This is a genomic window from Kitasatospora phosalacinea (assembly GCF_000716545.1).
GTDB lineage: Bacteria > Actinomycetota > Actinomycetes > Streptomycetales > Streptomycetaceae > Kitasatospora > Kitasatospora phosalacinea.
Genome location: NZ_JNWZ01000006.1, coordinates 16,861 through 37,094, shown reverse-complemented (window position 1 = coordinate 37,094; position 20,234 = coordinate 16,861). Strand labels below are relative to the sequence as shown.

The window sequence follows — 20,234 nt, the reverse complement described above, 5'->3', positions numbered from 1 at the left end:
ACGGGGGCGGCGGTGGGAGGCCGGGTGCTCAGGCGCCGGGGCGGCGGCCGTACTGGGTGGACCAACGCTCGCCGGGCAGCACGAGGTCGGCGGTTTCGACGGGACGGCCGGTGGCCTGGTCGTAGTGGGTGCGGTGGATGACCAGGGCGGGCGCGCCGGGGAACGTCGCGAGCGTCTGGGCCTCGGCGCGGGTGAGGGCGCGGGCGGTGACGAGTTCGACGGGTTCGCCGACCTCGATGCCGATGACGGCCATCCGCGCGGCGACGCCGATGCCGATGTGCGGGCCGGCCTCGGGCAGCACGATCAGGTGGTGGCCGGTGACGGACATCGGCTCCCAGGAGTCGGCGAGGAACCCGGGTTCGCCGTCGACCAGGTACACGTACGAGGTGTGCATCAGCGGGGTGCCCGCCTCGACGTCGAGGCGCTCGGCGATGTCCGCGGTCGCGGCCTCGGTGGTGGACTGGCTGCGCAGCCCGGTGTCGACGCCCTGCTCGACCAGGAAGGCGTTGTCCGGCCCGGGCTTCCCGCCCGCGGGCGGGCGGCGCACCAGGGTGCGGCGCGGCGCCTGCTCGCGGACGAAGTAGCCGCGCCCCTGCTTGGCGAGCACGACGCCCTCCTGCTCCAGCAGCCGGTACGCGGACTGGCCGACGCCGTGGGAGAAGCCGTACTGCTCCTGCAGGTCAGCCAGGGAAGGGAGTTGACTGCCGGGAAGGTACTCCCCCGCGGTGATCCGGTCCCGGATCTGCTCGGCCACCCGTAGGTAGGCGGAAGGCCCGGTGGTGGTCATGGATCGTCCTCCGAATGTGTGCGGTCCAGCCGATCGGTGACACAGTATCCCTCTCGGTACTACTCTATGTGTAGAGCTCGGCCACCTGTGTACACCTGGGGGAGTGGTGCGGATCAGCACGCGCGCGTCCGAGCTGCGGACGGCGATCGAACGGGCCAGCGGGGTGCGAGCGGACGTCCGGGTCTCGGTCGGCAGCACCCGGATCAGCATCCCGGCCCCGCCCGCGGACGCCCCGACCTGGGGCGAACTGCTCAGGGCCCTGCGCACCGCCGACCGCTGGGGCTCCGTCACCGCCGGCGGCCGGACGGTCCTCTGGGCCCAGATCGAGGAACGGTCCTGAACGCGGGCCGGGCGGCGGCCGGGCGCGGTCGGCCGTGCGCCTGGAAAAGACGGCTGGAAACCGCCGTACCGGTGAGCTGAGAAGCCATCAGGTGCGTTTGCGGTGGCGGAAGTTCACGCTCCCCGTTCCGCGGCTGACGCGGTTACGAGCGGGCGGCCGCGACCGCCTCGGTGTACAGCTCGGTGGTGAGGTCCCGGTCGGCGACCCCGAGCCCGCGCAGTACGCCCCGCACCACGGCGAGCGCACCCGGCAGGTCCGACTCGTCCGCCGCGAGCGTCTCGACCTCCAGGTAGCTGCCACCGATCTCGGGCACCCGCACCAGGGTCGCCACCACCCGGCGGCCGTCGGCGGTGAACCCGTAGTTCCGGCAGTGCTTCTCGAACGCGATCCGGGGCAGGTAGCCGAGCCCGCGGAAGACCGCGTGGGCGGCGTCCGGGTCGTCCACCCCGGTCTCGAACTCCGGCTTCGACCCGGAGGCTTCGTCCACCCGGGCACCCTTGTAGGTGAGCACCGTACGTGTACTGCCGGGCCCGTACGCGGTGCGGATCCGCAACTCGCGGTCCGTCTCCGTCAGCCCGCCGACGGGATCGTCGTAGTAGGTGTCGCGGTACACCTCCAACCGGCCCGGCCCGTGGGCCTCCTCCAGCGCGGCCATGACGCTCTCGGGGTCGTGAACGCGGGCCTTCAACTCTGCCTCGATGGCCATCCGGTCCTCCGTCGGTCGCTGCGTGCCGATACGTGCCGATGCACGGCATCGAACCGCCGGACCGGCCCGGCCCGCAAGGGCCGGCGGGAGCCGGGGGCGGGGTGCGGAGTCCCGTCTCGCGTCCGGTGCCGGGCGGTTGGTGTGACCGCCCGGCACCGGACCGGGGGAAGGTCAGGCGCGCGGCTGCTGTTGGGTGATGCAGTGGATGCCGCCGCCGTTGGCGAAGATCTCGCGGGCGTCGACCAGTTCGACGGTGCGGCCGGGGTGGGCCTTCTCCAGGATCGCCTTGGCCTGTTCGTCGCGGGGGTCGTCGAAGGCGCAGAGGACGACGGTGCCGTTGGCCACGTAGTGGTTGATGTAGGAGTAGTCGACCGGTTCGCCGTCTTCGTCGAAGAGGGTGGTGGGGGCCGGGAGTTCGATGACTTCGAGGGTGCGGCCGCGGGCGTCGGTGGCGGTGCGCAGGAGGTCGGCGAGTTCCTGGCAGACGGCGTGGTCGGGGTGGGCCTGGTCGGGCTGGGAGTGGACGAGGACGGTGCCGGGGCGGACGAAGGCGGCGACGATGTCGATGTGGCCGCGGGTGCCGAACTCGTCGTAGTCGCGGGTCAGTCCGCGCGGCAGCCAGATCGCCTTGGTGGTGCCCAGGTGGGCGTGGAGTTCGGCTTCGACCTGCTCGCGGGTCCAGTCGGCGTTGCGGCCCTCGCCGAGTTGGACGGTGTCGGTGACCAGGACGGTGCCCTCGCCGTCGACGTGGATGCCGCCGCCCTCGTTGATCAGGCGGGAGGCGAAGCGCCGCACGCCGGTCAGGTCGGTGATGTGCTCGGCGATGTCCTGGTCCTTGTCCCAGCGGGCCCAGGACTGGGCGCCCCAGCCGTTGAACACCCAGTCGGCGGCGGCGAGTCCGCCGTTGCCGTCGATCAGGAAGGACGGGCCGATGTCGCGCATCCAGGCGTCGTTGAGCGGGCGCTCGACGATTTCCACCTCGGGGGCGAGGTAGCGGCGGGCGGCCTCGCCCTCGCCGGTGTTGACCACCAGGGTGACCGGTTCGTAGCGGACGATCGTGTTGGCGACCTCCGCCCAGGCGCGGCGGGCGGCGTCCAGCTGCTCGGCGCCGTCGAAGGTCGGGTTGGCGGTGGGGAAGGCCATCCAGGTGCGCTCGTGCGGGTGCCACTCGGCGGGCATCCGGAAGCCGAGCGAGGCGGGCGTGGGGGCGGGGGTGGGGGAGCTGGTCATGAGAGTGGGTTCCTATGCGGGGTCAGGGCGTTCAGAGGAAGTAGAGGCGGCTGAGGGAGACCGAGTCGGCGGGCGCCGAGCGCAGCGGTTCGCCGTCGAGGGAGACCAGCCCGGTCTCGGAGACGTCGACCCGTCCGATCCGGCCGTTGCGCAGCATCGAGCGCGGGCCGATGCCGCGCGTCCCGCGTACGCCCACCCGTCGCCTGCGGGTGGGGAGTTGGTCGCCCGCCACGTCCAAGTAGGCGGTGTCGGCGGCGGCTTGGGCGACGAACGCCACCGAGAGGTCGGCCGCGGTGGCGCCGTGGGCGCCGAACTGCGGTCCCAGGACGAGCGGTTCGCAGCGGTCGGTGGAGGCGTTCGGGTCGCCGACCACGCCGTACGCGGGGAAGCCGGCCTTGAGGACGAGCTGCGGTTTGGCGCCGAAGTGGTCCGGGCGCCACAGCACGACGTCGGCCAGCTTGCCGACCTCCAGCGAGCCGACCTCGTGGGCGAGGCCGTGCGCGATGGCCGGGTTGACGGTCAGCTTGGCGATGTAGCGCAGGACCCGCTCGTTGTCGTCGCCGCCCTCGGCCGTGCCGTACGAGCCGGTGCCGTCCAGCGGGCCGAGTTCGGCCTTCATCTTCCCGGCCATCGCGAAGGTGCGGCGCACCGTCTCGCCGGCCCGGCCCATGCCCTGGGCGTCGGAGGAGGTGATGCCGATGACGCCCAGGTCGTGCAGCACGTCCTCGGCGCCCATGGTGCCGGCCCGGATCCGGTCGCGGGCCATCGCGGCGTCGCCGGGCAGGTCGGGCTTGAGGTCGTGGGCGGAGACGATCATGTCGTAGTGCTCGCCCAGCGCGTCCCGGCCGAACGGGAGGGTGGGGTTGGTGGAGGAGCCGATGACGTTCTCCACGCCCGCCATCTTCAGCACGTTCGGCACGTGGCCGCCGCCGCAGCCCTCGATGTGGAAGGCGTGGATGGTGCGGCCCTCCAGCACCGCGAGGGTGTCCTCCACCGAGAGGCACTCGTTCAACCCGTCGGTGTGCAGGGCCACCTGGACGTCGTACTGCTCGGCGACCCGCAGCGCGGTGTCCAGCGCCCGGGTGTGCGCGCCCATGTCCTCGTGCACCTTGAAGCCGGAGGCGCCGCCCTCGGCCAGCGCCTCGACCAGCGGGGCCGGGTCGGAGGACGAACCCCGGCCCAGGAAGCCGATGTTGACCGGCCAGGCGTCGAAGGCGTTGAACGCGTGCCGCAGCGCCCACGGCGAGTTGACGCCGACGCCCCAGACCGGGCCGAACTCCTGGCCGATGATGGTGGTCACCCCGGAGGCCAGTGACGCCTCCATGATGCGCGGGGAGAGCAGGTGCACGTGGGTGTCGACGGCGCCCGCGGTGGCGATCAGGCCCTCGCCGGAGACGATGGTGGTGCCGGTGCCGACCACCACCTCGACCCCGTCCAGGGTGTCCGGGTTGCCGGCCCGGCCGATCGCCGAGATCCGGCCCGCCCGGATGCCGATCGAGGTCTTGCGGATGCCCTGCACCGCGTCGATCACCAGCACGTTGGAGATCACCACGTCGCAGGTCTCCCGGACGGCGGCCGGCTTCAGGTGCAGGCCGTCCCGGGCGGTCTTGCCGAACCCGGCCAGGAACTCGTCGCCCGGGGCCTGCGAGTCCGACTCGACCCGGACGATCAGCCCCGAGTCGCCGAGCCGGACCCGGTCGCCCGCGCGCGGGCCGTGCACCGAGATGTAGTCGTGCGGGGAGATGGCGCTCATGCGGTGTCCTTCCGGGGGAGGCGGGTCGAGGGGGTCACTGCGCGGGTCCCGCGCCGTCGGACGGATCGGCGGACGGGGCGCCGAACGGGTCGGCGAGCGCGTCGCCGGACGGGTCGTCGAGCGCGCCGTCGAACTCCGTCAGGTAGCCCGTCGCCCGGGCCTTCGCGAGCGCCGCGTCCTTCGCGCCCGGCGCGTCCAGCGGGCCGTCCACCAGGCCCGCGAAACCGATCGCCACCCGGGCGCCGCCGATCGGCACCAGGCCGACCTCGACCGTCGCCCCGGGGTCGAAGCGCACCGAGGAGCCGGCCGGCACCGCGAGGTGCATGCCGTACGCGGCGGCCCGGTCGAAGGCCAGTCGCGGGTTCGACTCGAAGAAGTGGAAGTGCGAGGTCACCGAGATCGGCACCGAGGCGGTGTTGTGCACCGGCAGCAGCAGCGTCTCCTCCACCGGGTCGTACCCGGCCCCGGCGCCGGGCAGCGCCGCGCCCGGCGCGTCCTCGCCCAGCGAGCCCGCGCCGCGGAAGGGGTCGGTGACCACCGCCAGCCGCGTCCCGTCCTCGAACACCGCCTCCACCTGCACCACGGTCACCACGTCCGCGACGCCGGGCAGCACGTCGTCGGCGCCCAGCACGCCGCGGCCGGCCTCGATCGCCTCGGCCAAGCGGCGGCCGTCGCGGGCCGCCTCGCAGACGGTGTCCGCGATCAGCGCGGTGGCCTCGGGGACGTTCAGTTTCACGCCCCGCGCCCGGCGGGCGCGGGCCAGTTCGGCCGCGGTGAAGATCAGCAGCCGGTCCCGTTCGGTGGGGGTCAGTCGCACGGTGCCTCGCTTTGCGGGAGTGGCGGGGAGGGTCGGTACAGGGAAGGGCGGTGCAGGAGGGGAGGGTGGTGCAGGGTGGTGCGCGGGGTGGTGCGGAGGGTCGGGGCAAGAGTTTAGAACGCCGTTCAAACTTAGCACCGCCGACCCCGCGAGCGGCGGAGGCGTGCGGCCGGGAGCCCCGCGGGCCGCCGACCGGTCCCGGGGCCGGAGGGTTTTCCGGTTGCTGAGTGGGCAAGAGGAGAGCGATGACTGGTGGTCGGCCCGGTGGGGGGAACGGGACGGCCACTCCGTAACCGATCCGGGGGCATAAGAGGTTGATGGACGGTCAGGCAAGGTTTCCGCGGCAGCGGTCGGCTTCGTGGCGGGAGGGGACCGAATACCGGGGGCCGGTGCACGGGGCGCCGGCGGCGTACGAACCCGGGTGCGCACTGCACCGCCGACTGCACGCCTCGCTGGACGCGGCGGACCTGCCGGCGGTCGGGGCGATCCGCCGCAGGCTGCGGGCGGCGCTGGACCACTGGGGCGTTCCGGAGGAGCTGGCCGACACCGCGGAGCTGCTCGTCTCCGAGCTGGTCACCAACGCGCTGGTGCACACCGGCCGGGGCGCGGTGTTCGACGCGGTGCTGACGGACGAGTCGCGGCTGCGGGTCGAGGTGCAGGACGGCGCGGTGCAGGCGCCCAGCCGTCGGGCCGCCTCCGAGACGGCGACCTCCGGGCGCGGGCTGTTCCTGGTGGAGGCGCTGGCCGACGACTGGGGCGTGCAGCTGCGGGCGGACGGGAAGACCACCTGGTTCGAGCTCTCCGCGGCCTGAGCGCGGCCTGGGTGCAGCCCCGGCGCGGCCTGAGCGCGGCCTGAGCGCGGCCCGGGCGGGGCCGGGATCAGGCCCGGATCAGGGACGGGACCGGGGCGGGGAATTCCGGGCCGGGGAGGGACACCGGCGGGTGAATATGCCAGCGGCGATCGTGTGCGATCCTTGCCGTTCGGCGCACCGGCATTGCCGCCTTGCCGAACATACGGGAGGCTAGTGAGAATGTGTGCCAGTAGGCACACGCAACCATCGCGGTCCGGCCGGCCCACCAGGGGACACGGAGACACCAGTGGCCGCCAGGCAAGGCACCGGCAGGAGAAGCATGGCCGCAGAGCCCGAGGCGCCTGGGCCCGCCCGCCGCACCCCGCCCGCCCAGGCCACCAGGAACGAGACCCCGGCCAACCCGCTGCGCACCGCCCTCGGCGGGCCCGGCGCCCGGGCCGTCCCGCCGCCGTCCGGCCGCGGCCTGCCCACCCGCACCGGGGACTCCAGCCCCGAGTGGCTGGAACCCGCGATGGCCGCCAACGGCATCGGCTCGTTCGACTGGGACATCCGCCGCGACGTCCTGGTCGGTGACCAGCGCGCCTGCACGATCCTCGGACTGGTCGGCCAGCCCTTCGACCGCACCTCCGCCTCCTTCCTGGCCCTGCTGCACCCCGAGGACGCGCCCGTGGTGCGCCGCCGGGTCGAGCGCGCCGTCGCCGAACTCGGCCAGTGCGGCGCCTACTACCGCACCGTCTTCCCCGACGGCGAACTGCACGCCGTGCGCTTCCGCGGCCGGGTCCTGGCCGACGCGTTCGGCCGCCCGTCCCGGATGGTCGGCTTCGTCTGGGACGCCACCGTCGAGCTGCACAAGCGCGAGCGCGCCGACGAGATGGCCGCGCTGCGCGAGGAGCGCTCCCGGTTCATCAAGGAGGCCGCCCGGGCGCTCTCCGAAGCGGTCACCGTCCGGGACGTCGCCCGGGTCTTCACCGAACTCCCGCTGCCCGGCCTCGGCCCCGACGGCCTCGCGCTGGCCTCGCTGGAAGCCGGCCGGATCGCCCTGCTCGGCTCCAGCGGTTACCGCAACGCGCTCAGCGACCAGTTCGACCGCATCCCGCTCGCGCCCACCCACCCCGCCGCCGAGGCGATCCGGCAGCGCGCCCCGGTCTTCGTCTCCAGCCGCGAGGAGTACCGCGAGCGCTTCCCCGAAGCCTGGGACTGGGCCGAGAGCAGCGGACGCTCCTCCTGGGCGTTCCTCCCGCTGGTCGCCAGCGGCCGGCCCACCGGCGTCTGCGTGGTCTCCTTCGACGACACCCGCGAACTCGACGCCGACGAGCGCACCCTGCTCTCCACCCTCGGCGGACTGGTCGCCCAGTCCCTCGCCCGGGCCCGCCTGCACGACGCCGAGCACGAGCTCGCCGCCGGCCTGCAGCGGGTCATGCTGCCGCGCACCGTCCCCGCCGTCCCCGGCGTCAGCACCGCCGTCCGCTACCTCGCCGCCGGCTCCGGCCTCCAGATCGGCGGCGACTGGTACGACGTCGTCCCGCTCCCCGGCGGACACGTCGGCCTGGTCATCGGCGACGTCCAGGGCCACGACGTGCACGCCGCCGGCATCATGGGCCAGCTCCGGATCGCGCTGCGCGCCTACGCCGCCGAGGGCCACCCGCCCGCCGCGGTGATGGCCCGGGCCTCCCGCTTCCTCGCCGACCTCGACACCGACCACTTCGCGACCTGCACCTACGCCGAGGTCAACGTCGACTACGGCGTGGTCTACGCCGTCCGGGCCGGCCACCTCGACCCCGTGGTGCGCCGCGCCGACGGCACCGCGCACCCCGTCCCGGTCGCCGGCGGCCTGCCGCTGGGCGTCGACCCCGACGAGGAGTACCGGGTCACCCGGTTCAGCCTCGACCCCGGCGAGACGGTCGTGCTCTGCACCGACGGACTCGTCGAAGCCCGCGACATGGACCTCGACACCGGGTTCGCCCGGCTCTGCGCGACCGTCTCCGGCCGGCTGCCCGGCATCGACGAGTCCCCCCGCGAACCGCTGGAGGAACTCGCCGACCGGATCGCCTCCCAGGCCGCCGACACCAGCGAGCGCGAGGACGACATCGCGCTGCTGCTGCTCCGCTGGGACGGCCCGGCGGGCGGGCGCGCCGCGCAGCAGCTGCGCCGCCGGATCGGCCAGGCCGACCTGGCCCGGATCGCCGAACTGCGCGGCGAACTCCGGGACGCGCTGCGGCGCTGGGGCGTGCCCGAGCTGATCGACACCGCCGAGCTGCTCTCCTCCGAGCTCGTCACCAACGCGATCCGGCACACCGACCGGGACGCGATGTTCACCGCCCGCCTCTACCAGGAGCACGGCCGGGCCCGCCTGCGCGTCGAGGTCGAGGACGAGTCGGACCTCTGGCCCACCCGCCGCACCCCCGGCGAACAGGCGTCCTCCGGCCGCGGCCTGATGCTGGTCGAAGCGCTCGCCGACACCTGGGGCGTGGAGCCCCGGGGCACCGGCAAGCGGATGTGGTTCGAGCTCAGCAGCTGACGAGAAGCGGCACCGGGGGGCTCTCCTCAGCCGAACTGCTGCTCCAGGTCCTTGAGCTTCTGCTCCAGGGAGTCGAGCCGGGGCAGCGTCATGGTGTCCTCCTCGGGGGTGAGGTCGACGCTGCGGTGGGTCGCGGGGGTGGCGGGGAGGCCGGTGGGGGCTGCTATGGCGGGCTCCGTCGGGGTGGCCGCGGCGGCGGGGGCTGCGGCGGGTTCGAGTTGGCGGGCGGTGCGGTGGCGCCAGCCGATGCCGGGCTGGCGGCCGATCGCGCGGATCTCGGCGCGTTCCCGGCGGGAGGCCATCCGGCGGCGTTCGCGGTTCTCGGCGGCGGTCCGCCGGTCGTCGCGGACCTCCTCGACCGCCTCGTCCAGGGTGCGCACGCCCTCCAGGAGCATCAGCGACCAGGCCGCGTACGTCTCGCGGGGGGCGCGCATCCAGCGGACCACCCGGATCTGCGGGAGCGGGCGGGGGACGAGCCCCTGCTCGCGCAGGGCGGCGACCCGGGTCTGCTTCAGGGCGCGGTCGAAGAGCACCGCCGCGGAGAGCGACATCCCGGCGAAGAACTGCGGGGCGCCGTCGTGGCCCAGGCCGCGCGGGGCGTGCACCCAGTTGAACCAGGCGGAGGCGGCGGCGAACAGCCACACCAGCAGGCGGGAGCCGAGCGCCGCGTCGCCGTGGCTGGCCTCGCGGACGGCCAGGACGGAGCAGAACATCGCCGCGCCGTCGAGGCCGAACGGGACGAGGTACTCCCAGCCGCCGGAGAGCCCGAGGTTCTGGACGCCGAAGCCGACCAGCCCGTGGAAGGAGAGCGCGGCGGCGACCGCGGCGCAGCAGAACAGCAGCAGGTAGGAGGCGCCGCCGTAGAGGGACTCGGCGCGGCGGCGGCGCTCCTCGGCGCGCTCCCAGGCGGAGTCCGGGCCGCCGGTGGTGGCGGCGGTGGCGGCCTGCCCGGTGCGGCCGCGGGCGAAGGCCAGCAGGGCGATGGCGGCCACCAGGGCGGCCGTACCGGCGACGGCCCAGCCCAGCGGTATGTCCGACAGTCTCATGACCTGATCCAGCCTCGCTTTCCGGTCGTGACGGCGGGGACCATCATGGCGGAGAAATTCGGCGATCACGGCGGGATCGGGGCCATTACCCCGTTAGGGGGGAATTCCGGGCGGGAGAACGAATTATCGTCAGACCGGTGGTGCCGGGCGGCGCTATCGGGCGCGCGGGCAGCTGACGCAGAGTTCGGCCGGCCGGACGGTGTAGTACAGGCAGCAGCTGACCCTGGTCCTGGCCCGGGCGCCGGGCGTCCCCCGGAAGCCGGGCGTGCCGACGAACGGGGCCGCGGCGGCGTCGCCGGTCAGCAGGGCCTCGAGCGCGGCCACCGCCCGGGGCTCCTCGCCGAGCAGCCCGGCGGCGTACCAGAGGCCGTCCACCACGTCGTCGGTGACCAGGGCCCACAGGGTGCGCGGGCCGCGGCGCACCGCGGGGCGGAAGGAGTCGAGCAGCGGCGCGAAGTGCTCGGCGAGCGCGGTGCGCAGGGCGGCGTCGAGCGCCGGGCGGTCCGGGACGACCAGGGCGTCGGGCCGGGCGGCCGCCGGGTCGCCGGGCAGGCAGTGGAAGCCGGCCGGGCGGGCGGTCAGCTCGCCGGTGGTGCGGTTGACCGACACCTGGGAGGGCGGCAGCACCGGGACGCGGCGCTCCAGCAGCCAGGGCAGGGTGAAGGCCAGCGAGACCGGCCAGGCGTAGCGGTGCAGGCTGAACCCGGCGGTGACGTCCGGGCGGGTCGGGGCGCCGTACAGGTCGAGGCCGAGCCGCTCGTCGAAGGCGATCATCGCTTCCAGCGCGGCCGGGTCGTCGGCCAGCGCGGCGGCGGTGGTCCAGCCGGAGCCGGTGCGCGGGGCGGCGTGGTGGATCCGCAGGTCCGGGAAGACCCGGCCGAGGCGCAGCCAACTGCCCAGGCAGGGCGGCGCCCCGGCGGCGGGGCCGGGGCAGGCGGGGGAGACCGGGGAGGCGGTGGCGGGGGACTGCTCGACCTGGTAGGTGGTCACGCGGGCTCCCTGGGTGGTGCTCCCGGGGGCGGGCCCGGGCACGGCGAGGTGGACCCGCCCGGGCTGCTGCTCGCCCCGGGCAGGTAAGGCTCACCTTAGCTGATGCCGCGCCGCAGGTCGCGCCCGGTGCCACCGTCCGGAGGACCGGGCTGCGCCGGGACCTTCGCCAGCCGCCGCGCCAGCCACACCGGCACCCCGCCGAGCGCCTGCACCAGCCGGGACGCCTCCGCCCGCAGCCGCTCCGCCTCCACCGGGTCCGAGACCTCCGCCAGCGAGGCCAGTGCCGGCGCCACCCCCACCGTGAAGCCCAGCTCCTCGCGCAGCCGCAGCGAGGCCGCGAACCCCGCGTGCGCCCGCTCCCGGTCGCCCGCCGCCTGGGCCAGGCCCGCCAGGTGGCGCCAGGTCGAGGAGCGCAGCAGGTCGTCCCCGCGCTCCCGGGCCCCCTCGTGCGCCCGGGCGTACGCGCTGTGCGCCGCGACCGGGTCGTGCAGCAGGTTCTCCGCGACCAGCCCGCGCCGGAAGTCCAGCAGCGGACGGCCCGGCGCCTGCGGCGCGAGCAGCGCCGACGTCCGCCCCAGCGCGGCCTGCGCCTCGTCCAGCCTGTCCCGGCGGCCCAGCACGCTCGCCACGTACGCCAGGAACCCCCGGGCGCAGGACGCGGCCGCGCGCGCCTCGATGCCGGCCACCGACGCCTCCGCGTGCCGCAGCGCGTCCTCCGCGCGCTCCCAGTGGTCCGCGGTGAACAGGCACTGCTCGATCAGCAGTTCCGCCCGCTGGAGCGCCGCGGTCGGATCCCGCCCGGCCTGCGGTCGGAGCAGGTCCGCGGCCTCCTGCCAGCAGCCGCGCGACCGCAGCCGCCAGACGACGTCAGCCATGCCCCCCGGGGCAGTCCCGTGCACCGACAACGCCACCTCCTTGTGCGCGCCATGCAACGACCCGCCGGCCCAAGGGCCCGCGCCGTGGCGGCAATTCAACACGCGCGGGAGCTTGTGCACCAGATCACGAGCGCGAGGAAATCCGGAACGGCCCGATCCGGACGGTGGGCGCCGGGCGTACGCGGCGGTGGCCCGCCGGTGCGGTGTCAGGACGTCCAGCCGGTCTCCATCAACGCCTCGGCGGCACCGTTCGACGGCTGCGGGATGCCCGCCGCGTCCAGCGTGAACAGCGCCACCAGCAGTTGTTCACCGCGCACCACGGTCTGCCGGGAGTATCCGGAGACGGTGAACATGGCGGCCGCGACGTCCTCGCCGTGGAGCGTTTCCAGCCACAGGCACTCCACCGCCTTCACGTCGGCGGGCTCCGTCCAGGTGTCCACCCGGGCCACCATCCGGCTGCCCAGCAGGGTGGTCGAGTCGCGCTCCTCCCCCGGCACCAGCTCCAGGTCGTAGAAGCCCAGCCACTGCAGGTACCGGGCCGCCGTCAGCACCGCGTCCTGCGGCGTGCGCACCGGCTGCGGGCGGAACGGCGGACGCAGCGCCCGCGCCCGGCCCGAACCGGCCGCCGGGGGATCCGCCGCCGGGACGGGCGCGGCCGGCGGGACGGCGGTGGTGTACGGGCGGGCGGTCTCCACCGGACGGGCCTTCCGGGCGTCGGCGCTCTGCAGGCGCGGCACCCGGTCCACCGGCATCCGCACGGTCGCCCCGCAGTCGCAGGTGAACTCCGGCTGCGGCCACTGGTCGCTGCGCCCGCAGTGCGGACAGCGCATGTTCAGCCAGGAGTCCTCCCAGGACCGGAACCTCACCTGCACCGGCACCCCGCCGCGCAGCAGCGGCACCCGCAGCTGCGCCCCGCACGGGCACGGCAGGCTCGGCGGCTCGTACCGGTGCTCGGCCCGGCAGGCCGGGCAGCGCAGGTGGCTGACCCCCGACGGCGAACCGGGGGAGAAACCGGTGGGCACCCCGGCGTCGGCGGTGGTGTCGGCGGCGTCGGCGGCGTCCTCGGGCAGCGGCATGGCGGTCACCGTCCGTTCGGATCGGGTCGGATCTGGATGGCAGGAGGATTCCTCCCATCCTGGCCGATCGGGGGCCGAACCGGTGCGGAATGAGGGATTCCTCCAACGGAGTTGAGGTGGCGGAAAGGTGCGCGGACGGTTACGCGCCGGGGGCGCGCGCGGTCGCCCGGGGCACCGGTGGCGGGTGGGGCCCGGCGGCCCCGCCGGGACGCCGCTGACGTACCGTCGGTTCCGCCGATCGGCACGGGAAGACCGTGCCGCAGGTCTCCGCCACCACTACTTCCGTACCGGCCGCGGGAGCCCGGCTCGGCGCGTGGGCCCGGGACGACGTGGTGCCGCCGCGACGGCTCGCAGCCCCGGCCCGGGTCAGGCGATGCCCCAGCGGGTCAGGTCGGCCGGGGTGTCCAGGTCGTCCGGGACGCCCGCGCCGGTGCAGTCGACCAGGGTGACCGGACGGCTCGCCAGCAGGGCCCGGGCGCCCGCGTCGCCGGTCGCGGTGGCGCGGAGGAAGGGGAAGTGCGCGGCGCCGATCAGCACCGGGTGCGCCCGGCGCCCGGCGTAGGCGCACGCCGCGAGGTCCGCGCGGCCGGTGTGCGCGGAGCGCAGCCGGCGCACCGCCTCCGCCGTCACCCCCGGGGTGTCCACCAGCAGGACGAGGACGGCCGAGGCCCCCGGCGGCAGCGCGGCCAGGCCGGCGAGCAGGGAGGAGGCCATGCCCGTGCGCCAGTCGGGATTGTCGACCAGTCGACAGTCCCCGGTCTCCGCCCCGGCCCGCACCTCCTCGGCCGCCGCGCCCAGCACCGCCACCGCCCCGTCGCAGCCGCCGTCCGCCGCCACCGCCAGCACGTGCTCCAGCAGCGGCCGCCCCCGGTAGGGCAGCAGCGCCTTCGGCCGCCCGCCCAGCCGGGAGCCGCCGCCCGCCGCCAGCACCAGGGCCGGCACCCGCGGTTCCGCCGTCCCGCCGGTCACGCCACCAGTCGCACCGCCAGTCGCACCGTCCGTCACGCGGCCAGTCTGCCCCCGCGCCCCGCCGCGCCGCCTTGGACGATCCGACAGACCGGGCCCGCCGCCCGCCCGCCGCTCCCGGCCGTTCCGTCCCTGGACCGCCCCCCGGCCGCCCCCGTTCACTGGCCCCATGGCACCGCCGCGCACCACAGACGCCCCCACCGGCACCCCCGCACCGCTGCTCGACCGCCACGGCCGGGTCCACACCGACCTGCGGATCTCCCTCACCGACCGGTGCAACCTGCGCTGCACCTACTGCATGCCCGCCGAAGGGCTCGACTGGCTGCCGCGCGACCAGGCGCTCACCGACGACGAACTGCTGCGCCTGGCCCGGATCGCCGTCCACCGCCTCGGCATCCGCACCCTGCGCCTCACCGGCGGCGAACCACTGCTGCGCCGCGGCCTGCCCGCGCTCGTCGCCCGGCTCGCCGAACTCGGCGCGGAACTCTCGCTCACCACCAACGGCATCGGACTCGCCCGGCGCGCGGGCGAGTTGAAGCGGGCCGGACTGCACCGGGTGAACGTCAGCCTGGACACCCTGCGCCCCGAGCGGTACGCGGCGCTCACCCGCCGCGACCGGCTGCCGGACGTGCTGGCCGGGCTGGCCGCCGCGAAGGACGCCGGGCTCGCGCCGGTGAAGGTCAACGCGGTGCCGGTGCGCGGCGTCAACGAGGACGAACTCGTCGACCTGGTCGAGTTCGCGGTCGACGGCGGCTACCAGATGCGCTTCATCGAGTCGATGCCGCTGGACGCCCAGGGGGCCTGGGACCGGGCCGCGATGCTCACCGCGGACGAGATCCTCGCCGCCCTCGCCGCCCGCTGGCCGCTCACCCCGGCCGGCCGGCACGGCAACGCGCCCGCCGAGGAGTGGCGCCTGGCCGGCACCGACCACGTGGTCGGCGTGATCGCCTCCGTCACCCGCCCGTTCTGCGGCGGCTGCGACCGCGTCCGGCTGACCGCCGACGGCCAACTGCGCAACTGCCTCTTCGCGACCGCCGAGTCCGACCTGCGGGCGCTGCTGCGCGGCGGCGCCGACGACGAGCGGATCGAACGGGCCTGGCGGGACTGCGTGGCCCGCAAGGGGCCCGGGCACCGGATCGGCGACGCCGACTTCGTCCGGCCGGACCGGCCGATGTCCGCGATCGGGGGCTGAGCGGCGGCCGGGACGCCCGGGGGTCTCCGTCACTCTGGGATATCCGGTTTCCACCTTCCGTAACGGTCCGGGTCGCTACCCTGAGCGACGTCGAGGTGCAGCAACACCGCTGCGGGAAGGCGGACGTGACGCATGGTCAGCAAGAAGGAACCCCGCCCGTACATCTCCCCGAGCGCCTACTACGGGTCGGAGCTGCGGAGGTACCGCGAGGCGCGGGAGCTCTCCCAGGAGCAGTTGGGCGCGATGGTCTACTGCTCCGCCGGGTACATCGGCCAGTTCGAGGGTGCGACCAGGAACCCGCAGAAGGAGTTCTCGGACCGCTTCGACAAGGTCTTCGAGAGCGACGGGCACTTCGCCCGGATCTACTCCCTGGTGGCCGGCAACCGGCACGCCCCCTACTTCGGCCAGGTCGCCGAACTGGAGGCCCAGGCCAAGACGATCGCTCTGTACGCCCCGACGCTGGTGCCGGGGCTGTTGCAGACCCCCGACTACGCGCGCGCCGTCATCCGCACGGGCCAGCCGTTCTCCTCGCCCGCCGAGAAGGAGGAGAAACTGAGGGCCAGGCTCGGGCGGGCCTTCGACCTGAGCGACCCGGCGGCCCCCGAACTGTGGGTGATCCTGCACGAGTCGGTGCTCCGGACGCCCGTCGGCGGCCCGCGGGTGATGGCCGAACAGTTGCACCACCTCCTGAAGGCGACGAGGACGGGCAAACTCCTGCTCCAGGTCATGCCGTTCAGTGCGGGGGCGCACCCCCTCGCGGCAGGCTCGCTCTTCCTGATGACCTTCGAGGACGCCCCGCCGCTGGCGTACACCGAGGGCATGTATGCAGGTCAACTGCTCGACGAGCCAACCTTGGTGGACCTTTGCCAGAGGGCCTACAATCTGGCCAGGGCCGCCGCACTGCCGTCGGAAGTGTCCCAGGAACTGATCGAATCGGTGGCGGAGGAATACGCACATGAGTAACGCTCTTGACCGCAACGCCTCCGCATGGCGCAAGTCGTCCTACAGCGACGCCAACGGCGGGGAGTGCGTCGAGGTGGACGACGCCAACCCGGGCCTGGTGCGGGACTCCAAGGACCCGGAGGGTCCCCGGCTGGCCTTCGCGGCGCCCACCTGGCAGGCGTTCGTCACCGGCGTCAAGGCAGGGCACTTCCCGACCGCCTAGTGAAGGGGCACGCACATGAGTGAAGCGTCCGGCCGCAACGCCTCCGCATGGCGCAAGTCGTCCTACAGCGGAGCCAACGGCGGGGAGTGCGTCGAGGTGGACGACGCCAACCCGGGCCTGGTGCGGGACTCCAAGGACCCGGAGGGCCCTCGGCTGGCCTTCGCGGCGCCCACCTGGCAGGCGTTCGTCACCGGCGTCAAGGCAGGGCACTTCCCGACCGTTTGAGCGGGCGGGCGCGACGGGCGCCGGTTCCGCGCGCCGCCGCGCCGGATCAGCTGGAGCCGGTGGCCGAGTGGAACGCCGGGTAGCCGGGCAGCTCGGGCGCGTCCCACTCCGAGGCGAGTTCGGAGAGCAGCAGCCGCACGGTCGCGGTGAAGGCCGGGTACCCCGTGAGCCGCAGCGCGCTCGTCCAGCGGTGGCGCAGCAGTTGGCGGCGGGTGGGCACCGGGCGGCGGGTGCGGTGCATCGGGCCGTCCTCGGGCAGCGCGCGGCGCAGCAGGTGCAGCGTCGAGTCGACCGTCCAGACCACCACCGCCCGGGCCGTGCCGGCCTGCCAGACCGCGTCCTCGGCCAGGTCCGGGTACCGCGTCACCACCTCGGAGCGGTAGGCCCCCTCGACCCGCCGGGCCAGGCCGACCGGCAGCCGGTAGACGCACCAGCAGCTGGAGAACGGCATCCGGCAGTAGGCGGCGGTCAGGAAGACCGACTGGTAGCCGGCCGCCTCGAAGTCGAGCAGCCGCAACCCCTCCGCGGTGATCAGGTTGTTGTCGGGACAGGTGTCCCCCGGGGTGAAGCCCGGGTACCGCTCGCCGCCCGCGGTGCCGACCTCGGCGAGCTCGTCGGCCAGCCCGGGCGGGGCGCTCACGCCGCACTCGGCGAGCAGTTCGAGGAAGGCGCCGGCGTTCCGCAGCTGCCACGGCTCGTCCTCCCAGCTCGGCAGGCCCTCGCCGTGGTGCTGCCAGAGGGCCGCGAACTCGGCGCGCCGCGGCACCGAACGGGCCGCCAGCCGGCCCAGGCCGCGCGCCCACTCCAGCAGGCCGCGCTCGGCGGCCTTCGGGTCGGTGCCCAGCAGCAGGTCCGCCAGGGTGGGCGCGTTCCCCAGGTCCGCCATCACCAGCAGCCGCCGCTCGGGGTCCACGGCGAGCAGCCCGGGCCCGGCCAGGCCGAGCGAGAGCCCGGCCGTCTCGCCGGCGTACGCGCGCCGGGCCTCCGGTCCGTCGGCGAACGCCTTGACGATCACGCTGCCGCCGTCGGCCGTCCGGCAGCGCAGCACGGTGCTGCGCGGGCTGCCGCCGAGGTCGACGGGGTGGCGGAGCGGTTGGCCCAGGAGCGCGCCCGCAGCGCGGATGATCTCGTCCACCCGGGCATCCTGACAGCCCGCCGGGCCGAACTCACCGGGTTGTCCGGCCATCCGCTCGTCCGGCCCCGGCCGGGGGAGGGCCCCGGGTTTTCCTTCGGCAAAGAAACCGGCCCCGCCGCCTCCGCGTCCCTGGCTCTGCGTAGGGTGCCTGCACGGACCTCGGCACCGGACCGGCCGGGTGGGAACGGGGGTGGACGCCATGACGGAGTCCTGGAACGGCGCGGGGCTGCCGCCCGTCGCGGCGGCGCGGGTCGCCGCGGGGCGGGCCGGCGGCACCTGGTCGTCGGCGCTGTCGACGGGCGAGTTCGCCGCGATCAGGTCGGTCGGGTTCGAACCGGTCGGCCAGGTGATGGGATCGGCGGTGTACCGCGTCGGCCGCAGCGGCCGGTACTGGGGCTACCACGCCTGCGGCTACCGGGGCGGCTGGCTCAACGACGGGAACCGCGCCGCCGTCGCCCTCTCGGGCCGGGGCGGGCCCTCCGCCCCCCTGGTGAAGGTGCTGGACGACGCGCGGCGGGCCGCGCTCGGCCGGATGACCGCCGAGTGCGCCGCGTTCGGCGGTGACGGCGTGGTGGCGGCGCGGTTGACGATGGCCCCGTTCCCGGCCGCGCCGCACTGCCTGGAGTTCAAGGTGATCGGCACCGCCGTGCGCGCCGCCGGCCAGGTGCGCCCGAACCGCCCGTTCACCTCCCACCTGGACGGCCAGGGCTTCGCCAAGCTGATCACCGCCGGCTGGGTGCCGGTCGACCTGCTGGTCGGGATGTCGATCGGGGTGCGCCACGACGACTACCGCACCGGCCTTCAGCGCTTCTCCTGGTCCAACCAGGAGGTGGACGGCTGGACGGAGCTGGTCGGGCAGGTCCGGGCCGACGCCCGGGCCCAACTGCACCGGCAGGCGGCGGAACACGGCGGCGACGGCGTCGTCCTCTCCGGCAACAGCCTGCGGGTCTGGGAGGAGCACTGCCTGGTCAGGGACAAGCAGACCGACCACATCACCGAGAGCACCATGATCGGCACCGCCGTCGCCCGCTTCGCCACCGCGCCCGCCGAGCCGCGCACCCTCACCGTCATGCCGCTGAACGGCGACGGCGAACGGCTGCGCCGCCGCCTCGCGCGGGCGGCCCGCCGGTAACGGCCCGCCCCGGCGGGGGACACCGCCGGACCGCGCACCGCCGGGCCGGGCGTCGCCGGGCCGGACGACACACCAGCACAGCCATGGGGAGACTGACCAGATGAGCACCTTCGATCCCGCCGCCCAGGGCGTACCGGCCGACGCGATGCGGCGCCTCGCCGAACTGCAGCCCGGCAAGCCCGGCTCGATCTTCACCAGCGACCTGTCGGTCAACGAGTTCCTGCTGGTCCGCGAGGCCGGGTTCCAGCCGATCGGCCTGGTCCTGGGCAGCTCGATCTACCACGTCGGGATGCAGCTCGGCCGCTGGGGCAAGAACCAGGAGCTGGAGACGCTCAGCCAGGCCATGTACCACGCCCGCGAACTCGCCATGACCCGGATGGAGGCCGAGGCCGCGACCCTGGGCGCGGACGGGATCGTCGGCGTCCGGCTGAGCGTGGAGGCGCGCGAATTCGGTTCGGACATCGCCGAGTTCATCGCCATCGGCACCGCCGTCAAGGCCGACCAGCCCGCGCCCGGCGGCGCGAGCTGGCGCAACAACAAGGGCCAGCCGTTCACCTCCGACCTCTCCGGCCAGGACTTCTGGACCCTCATCCGGGCCGGCTATGCGCCGCTCGGCATGACCATGGGCACCTGCGTCTACCACATCGCCCACCAGAAGATGAGCTCGGTCTTCTCCAACATCGGCAAGAACGTGGAGATCGAACCCTTCACCCAAGCCCTCTACGACGCCCGCGAGTTGGCGATGGCCCGGATGCAGGCCGAAGCCGAGGCGCTGCAGGCCGAGGGGATCGTCGGCGTGCAGCTCAACGCGCACAACCACCGCTGGGGAGGCCACACCACGGAGTTCTTCGCGATCGGCACCGCGGTCCGCCCGCTGCGCGAGGACCACCGGATCGAACGGCCCACCATGGTGCTGAGCCTGGACGGCTAGGCTGCGCACGGACGACGGGACGGGCGTGCCCGCGGACCCACCGCACCGAGGAGTGACATGACCGACGACGGCCAGCTCGAACCGGCCGCGCAGGACGAGGGCTCGATCGACCTGCTGACGGCCGCCCTCCGCCGGGACGCCGCCGACCTGGAGGTGTACGCCCAGGTGCTGGCCGGCGCGCTCGCGGACGCGCTGCCGGCCGACGCGGTGACGGTCGAGCGCAGGCGCAGCCTGGCCGACCGGATGGCCGGCCGCCCCGGCCGGATCGAGCGGCTGGACGTCTCGACCGACGAACGGCGGCTCAGCCTGACCGTGGCCCGGGGACGCGCGTCCGCCGAGGTGTGCCGGGTGGTGCGCGGCGTGGTGCTGTCGCGCCGACCGGTGCCGCTCGACGAGTGGACCCGGGAGCTGGCCGCGGCCATCACCGCCCGGGCCCGCTCCGACGCCCGCGCCCGGGCGGCACTGGAACGGCTGCTGCTCGGCGGCTGAGGGCCCGTCGGGAGCACACGGTCCGCGTCCGGCGGGGCCGGACGCGCGC

21 protein-coding genes are annotated in these 20,234 nt (G+C 74.7%); 10 read left to right on the top strand and 11 right to left on the bottom strand.

Going from position 1 to position 20,234, the window contains the following annotated elements:
* Positions 1-28: 28 nt before the first annotated feature.
* Positions 29-787 (bottom strand): GntR family transcriptional regulator, encoded by a 759-nt coding sequence (locus OO48_RS04475; RefSeq protein WP_033212965.1) that lies wholly within the window; start codon positions 785-787, stop codon positions 29-31.
* A gap of 106 nt (positions 788-893) precedes the next feature.
* Between OO48_RS04475 and OO48_RS04470 the strand changes: the two genes are divergently transcribed.
* Complete coding sequence (locus OO48_RS04470) at positions 894-1,127, top strand: hypothetical protein (RefSeq protein ID WP_033212963.1); 234 nt, start codon at positions 894-896, stop codon at positions 1,125-1,127.
* A 142-nt stretch (positions 1,128-1,269) separates the two neighbouring features.
* On the opposite strand, the gene cyaB is transcribed toward OO48_RS04470, so the two are convergent.
* The 4 genes from cyaB to ureA form a co-directional block, all read right to left on the bottom strand.
* On the bottom strand, positions 1,270-1,833 hold the full coding sequence (cyaB, locus tag OO48_RS04465) for a class IV adenylate cyclase (protein WP_033212962.1): 564 nt from the start codon (positions 1,831-1,833) through the stop codon (positions 1,270-1,272).
* A 171-nt stretch (positions 1,834-2,004) separates the two neighbouring features.
* Positions 2,005-3,063, bottom strand: a complete 1,059-nt coding sequence (locus tag OO48_RS04460) for an agmatine deiminase family protein (RefSeq protein ID WP_033212961.1) — start codon at positions 3,061-3,063, stop codon at positions 2,005-2,007.
* A 31-nt stretch (positions 3,064-3,094) separates the two neighbouring features.
* Positions 3,095-4,816 carry an urease subunit alpha gene (locus OO48_RS04455; protein ID WP_033212960.1) on the bottom strand — a complete coding sequence of 574 codons (1,722 nt, stop codon included), beginning with the start codon at positions 4,814-4,816 and terminating at the stop codon, positions 3,095-3,097.
* 34 nt (positions 4,817-4,850) lie between these two features.
* The gene (gene ureA / locus OO48_RS04450) at positions 4,851-5,633 is read right to left on the bottom strand and encodes an urease subunit gamma (protein WP_051731728.1); all 783 of its coding nucleotides are present in this window, start codon (positions 5,631-5,633) and stop codon (positions 4,851-4,853) included.
* Positions 5,634-6,022: 389 nt separating this feature from the next.
* On the opposite strand from ureA, the gene OO48_RS04445 reads away from it, so the two are divergent.
* Both OO48_RS04445 and OO48_RS04440 read left to right on the top strand, forming a co-directional pair.
* Positions 6,023-6,445 carry an ATP-binding protein gene (locus OO48_RS04445; protein ID WP_245194515.1) on the top strand — a complete coding sequence of 141 codons (423 nt, stop codon included), beginning with the start codon at positions 6,023-6,025 and terminating at the stop codon, positions 6,443-6,445.
* 319 nt (positions 6,446-6,764) lie between these two features.
* Complete coding sequence (locus tag OO48_RS04440) at positions 6,765-8,963, top strand: SpoIIE family protein phosphatase (protein WP_081951910.1); 2,199 nt, start codon at positions 6,765-6,767, stop codon at positions 8,961-8,963.
* Between the two features lie 26 nt (positions 8,964-8,989).
* On the opposite strand, the gene OO48_RS04435 is transcribed toward OO48_RS04440, so the two are convergent.
* From OO48_RS04435 to OO48_RS04415, 5 genes are all read right to left on the bottom strand, one after another.
* Positions 8,990-10,009 (bottom strand): DUF2637 domain-containing protein, encoded by a 1,020-nt coding sequence (locus OO48_RS04435; protein WP_033212959.1) that lies wholly within the window; start codon positions 10,007-10,009, stop codon positions 8,990-8,992.
* 153 nt (positions 10,010-10,162) lie between these two features.
* Positions 10,163-10,999 carry a (2Fe-2S)-binding protein gene (locus tag OO48_RS04430; protein ID WP_033212958.1) on the bottom strand — a complete coding sequence of 279 codons (837 nt, stop codon included), beginning with the start codon at positions 10,997-10,999 and terminating at the stop codon, positions 10,163-10,165.
* A gap of 95 nt (positions 11,000-11,094) precedes the next feature.
* A complete protein-coding gene (locus OO48_RS04425) occupies positions 11,095-11,874 on the bottom strand; it encodes a hypothetical protein (RefSeq protein WP_051731727.1) in 780 nt (259 codons plus the stop codon).
* A gap of 206 nt (positions 11,875-12,080) precedes the next feature.
* Positions 12,081-12,950: a hypothetical protein gene (locus OO48_RS04420; RefSeq protein WP_106970245.1), complete on the bottom strand. Its 870-nt coding sequence runs from the start codon at positions 12,948-12,950 to the stop codon at positions 12,081-12,083.
* A gap of 366 nt (positions 12,951-13,316) precedes the next feature.
* Positions 13,317-13,919 carry a nucleotidyltransferase family protein gene (locus OO48_RS04415; protein WP_051731726.1) on the bottom strand — a complete coding sequence of 201 codons (603 nt, stop codon included), beginning with the start codon at positions 13,917-13,919 and terminating at the stop codon, positions 13,317-13,319.
* A gap of 166 nt (positions 13,920-14,085) precedes the next feature.
* Between OO48_RS04415 and moaA the strand changes: the two genes are divergently transcribed.
* From moaA to OO48_RS04395, 4 genes are all read left to right on the top strand, one after another.
* Positions 14,086-15,108 carry a GTP 3',8-cyclase MoaA gene (gene moaA / locus OO48_RS04410; RefSeq protein WP_033212955.1) on the top strand — a complete coding sequence of 341 codons (1,023 nt, stop codon included), beginning with the start codon at positions 14,086-14,088 and terminating at the stop codon, positions 15,106-15,108.
* A gap of 132 nt (positions 15,109-15,240) precedes the next feature.
* Positions 15,241-16,071, top strand: coding sequence for a helix-turn-helix domain-containing protein (locus tag OO48_RS04405; protein ID WP_051731725.1), 831 nt, complete (start codon positions 15,241-15,243; stop codon positions 16,069-16,071).
* A complete protein-coding gene (locus OO48_RS04400; RefSeq protein ID WP_033212954.1) occupies positions 16,064-16,273 on the top strand; it encodes a DUF397 domain-containing protein in 210 nt (69 codons plus the stop codon). The genes OO48_RS04405 and OO48_RS04400 overlap by 8 nt, the downstream gene beginning before the upstream one ends.
* A 15-nt stretch (positions 16,274-16,288) precedes the next feature.
* On the top strand, positions 16,289-16,498 hold the full coding sequence (locus tag OO48_RS04395) for a DUF397 domain-containing protein (protein WP_033212953.1): 210 nt from the start codon (positions 16,289-16,291) through the stop codon (positions 16,496-16,498).
* Between the two features lie 46 nt (positions 16,499-16,544).
* Here the strand turns inward: OO48_RS04395 and OO48_RS04390 are convergent, their stop codons facing one another.
* Positions 16,545-17,633, bottom strand: a complete 1,089-nt coding sequence (locus tag OO48_RS04390) for a hypothetical protein (protein WP_033212952.1) — start codon at positions 17,631-17,633, stop codon at positions 16,545-16,547.
* Positions 17,634-17,832: 199 nt separating this feature from the next.
* Between OO48_RS04390 and OO48_RS04385 the strand changes: the two genes are divergently transcribed.
* The 3 genes from OO48_RS04385 (at position 17,833) to OO48_RS04375 (ending at position 20,185) form a co-directional block, all read left to right on the top strand.
* Positions 17,833-18,765: a heavy metal-binding domain-containing protein gene (locus tag OO48_RS04385; protein WP_063830613.1), complete on the top strand. Its 933-nt coding sequence runs from the start codon at positions 17,833-17,835 to the stop codon at positions 18,763-18,765.
* Between the two features lie 100 nt (positions 18,766-18,865).
* On the top strand, positions 18,866-19,696 hold the full coding sequence (locus OO48_RS04380; RefSeq protein ID WP_209439430.1) for a heavy metal-binding domain-containing protein: 831 nt from the start codon (positions 18,866-18,868) through the stop codon (positions 19,694-19,696).
* Between the two features lie 57 nt (positions 19,697-19,753).
* Complete coding sequence (locus OO48_RS04375) at positions 19,754-20,185, top strand: hypothetical protein (protein ID WP_051731723.1); 432 nt, start codon at positions 19,754-19,756, stop codon at positions 20,183-20,185.
* Positions 20,186-20,234 lie beyond the last annotated feature (49 nt).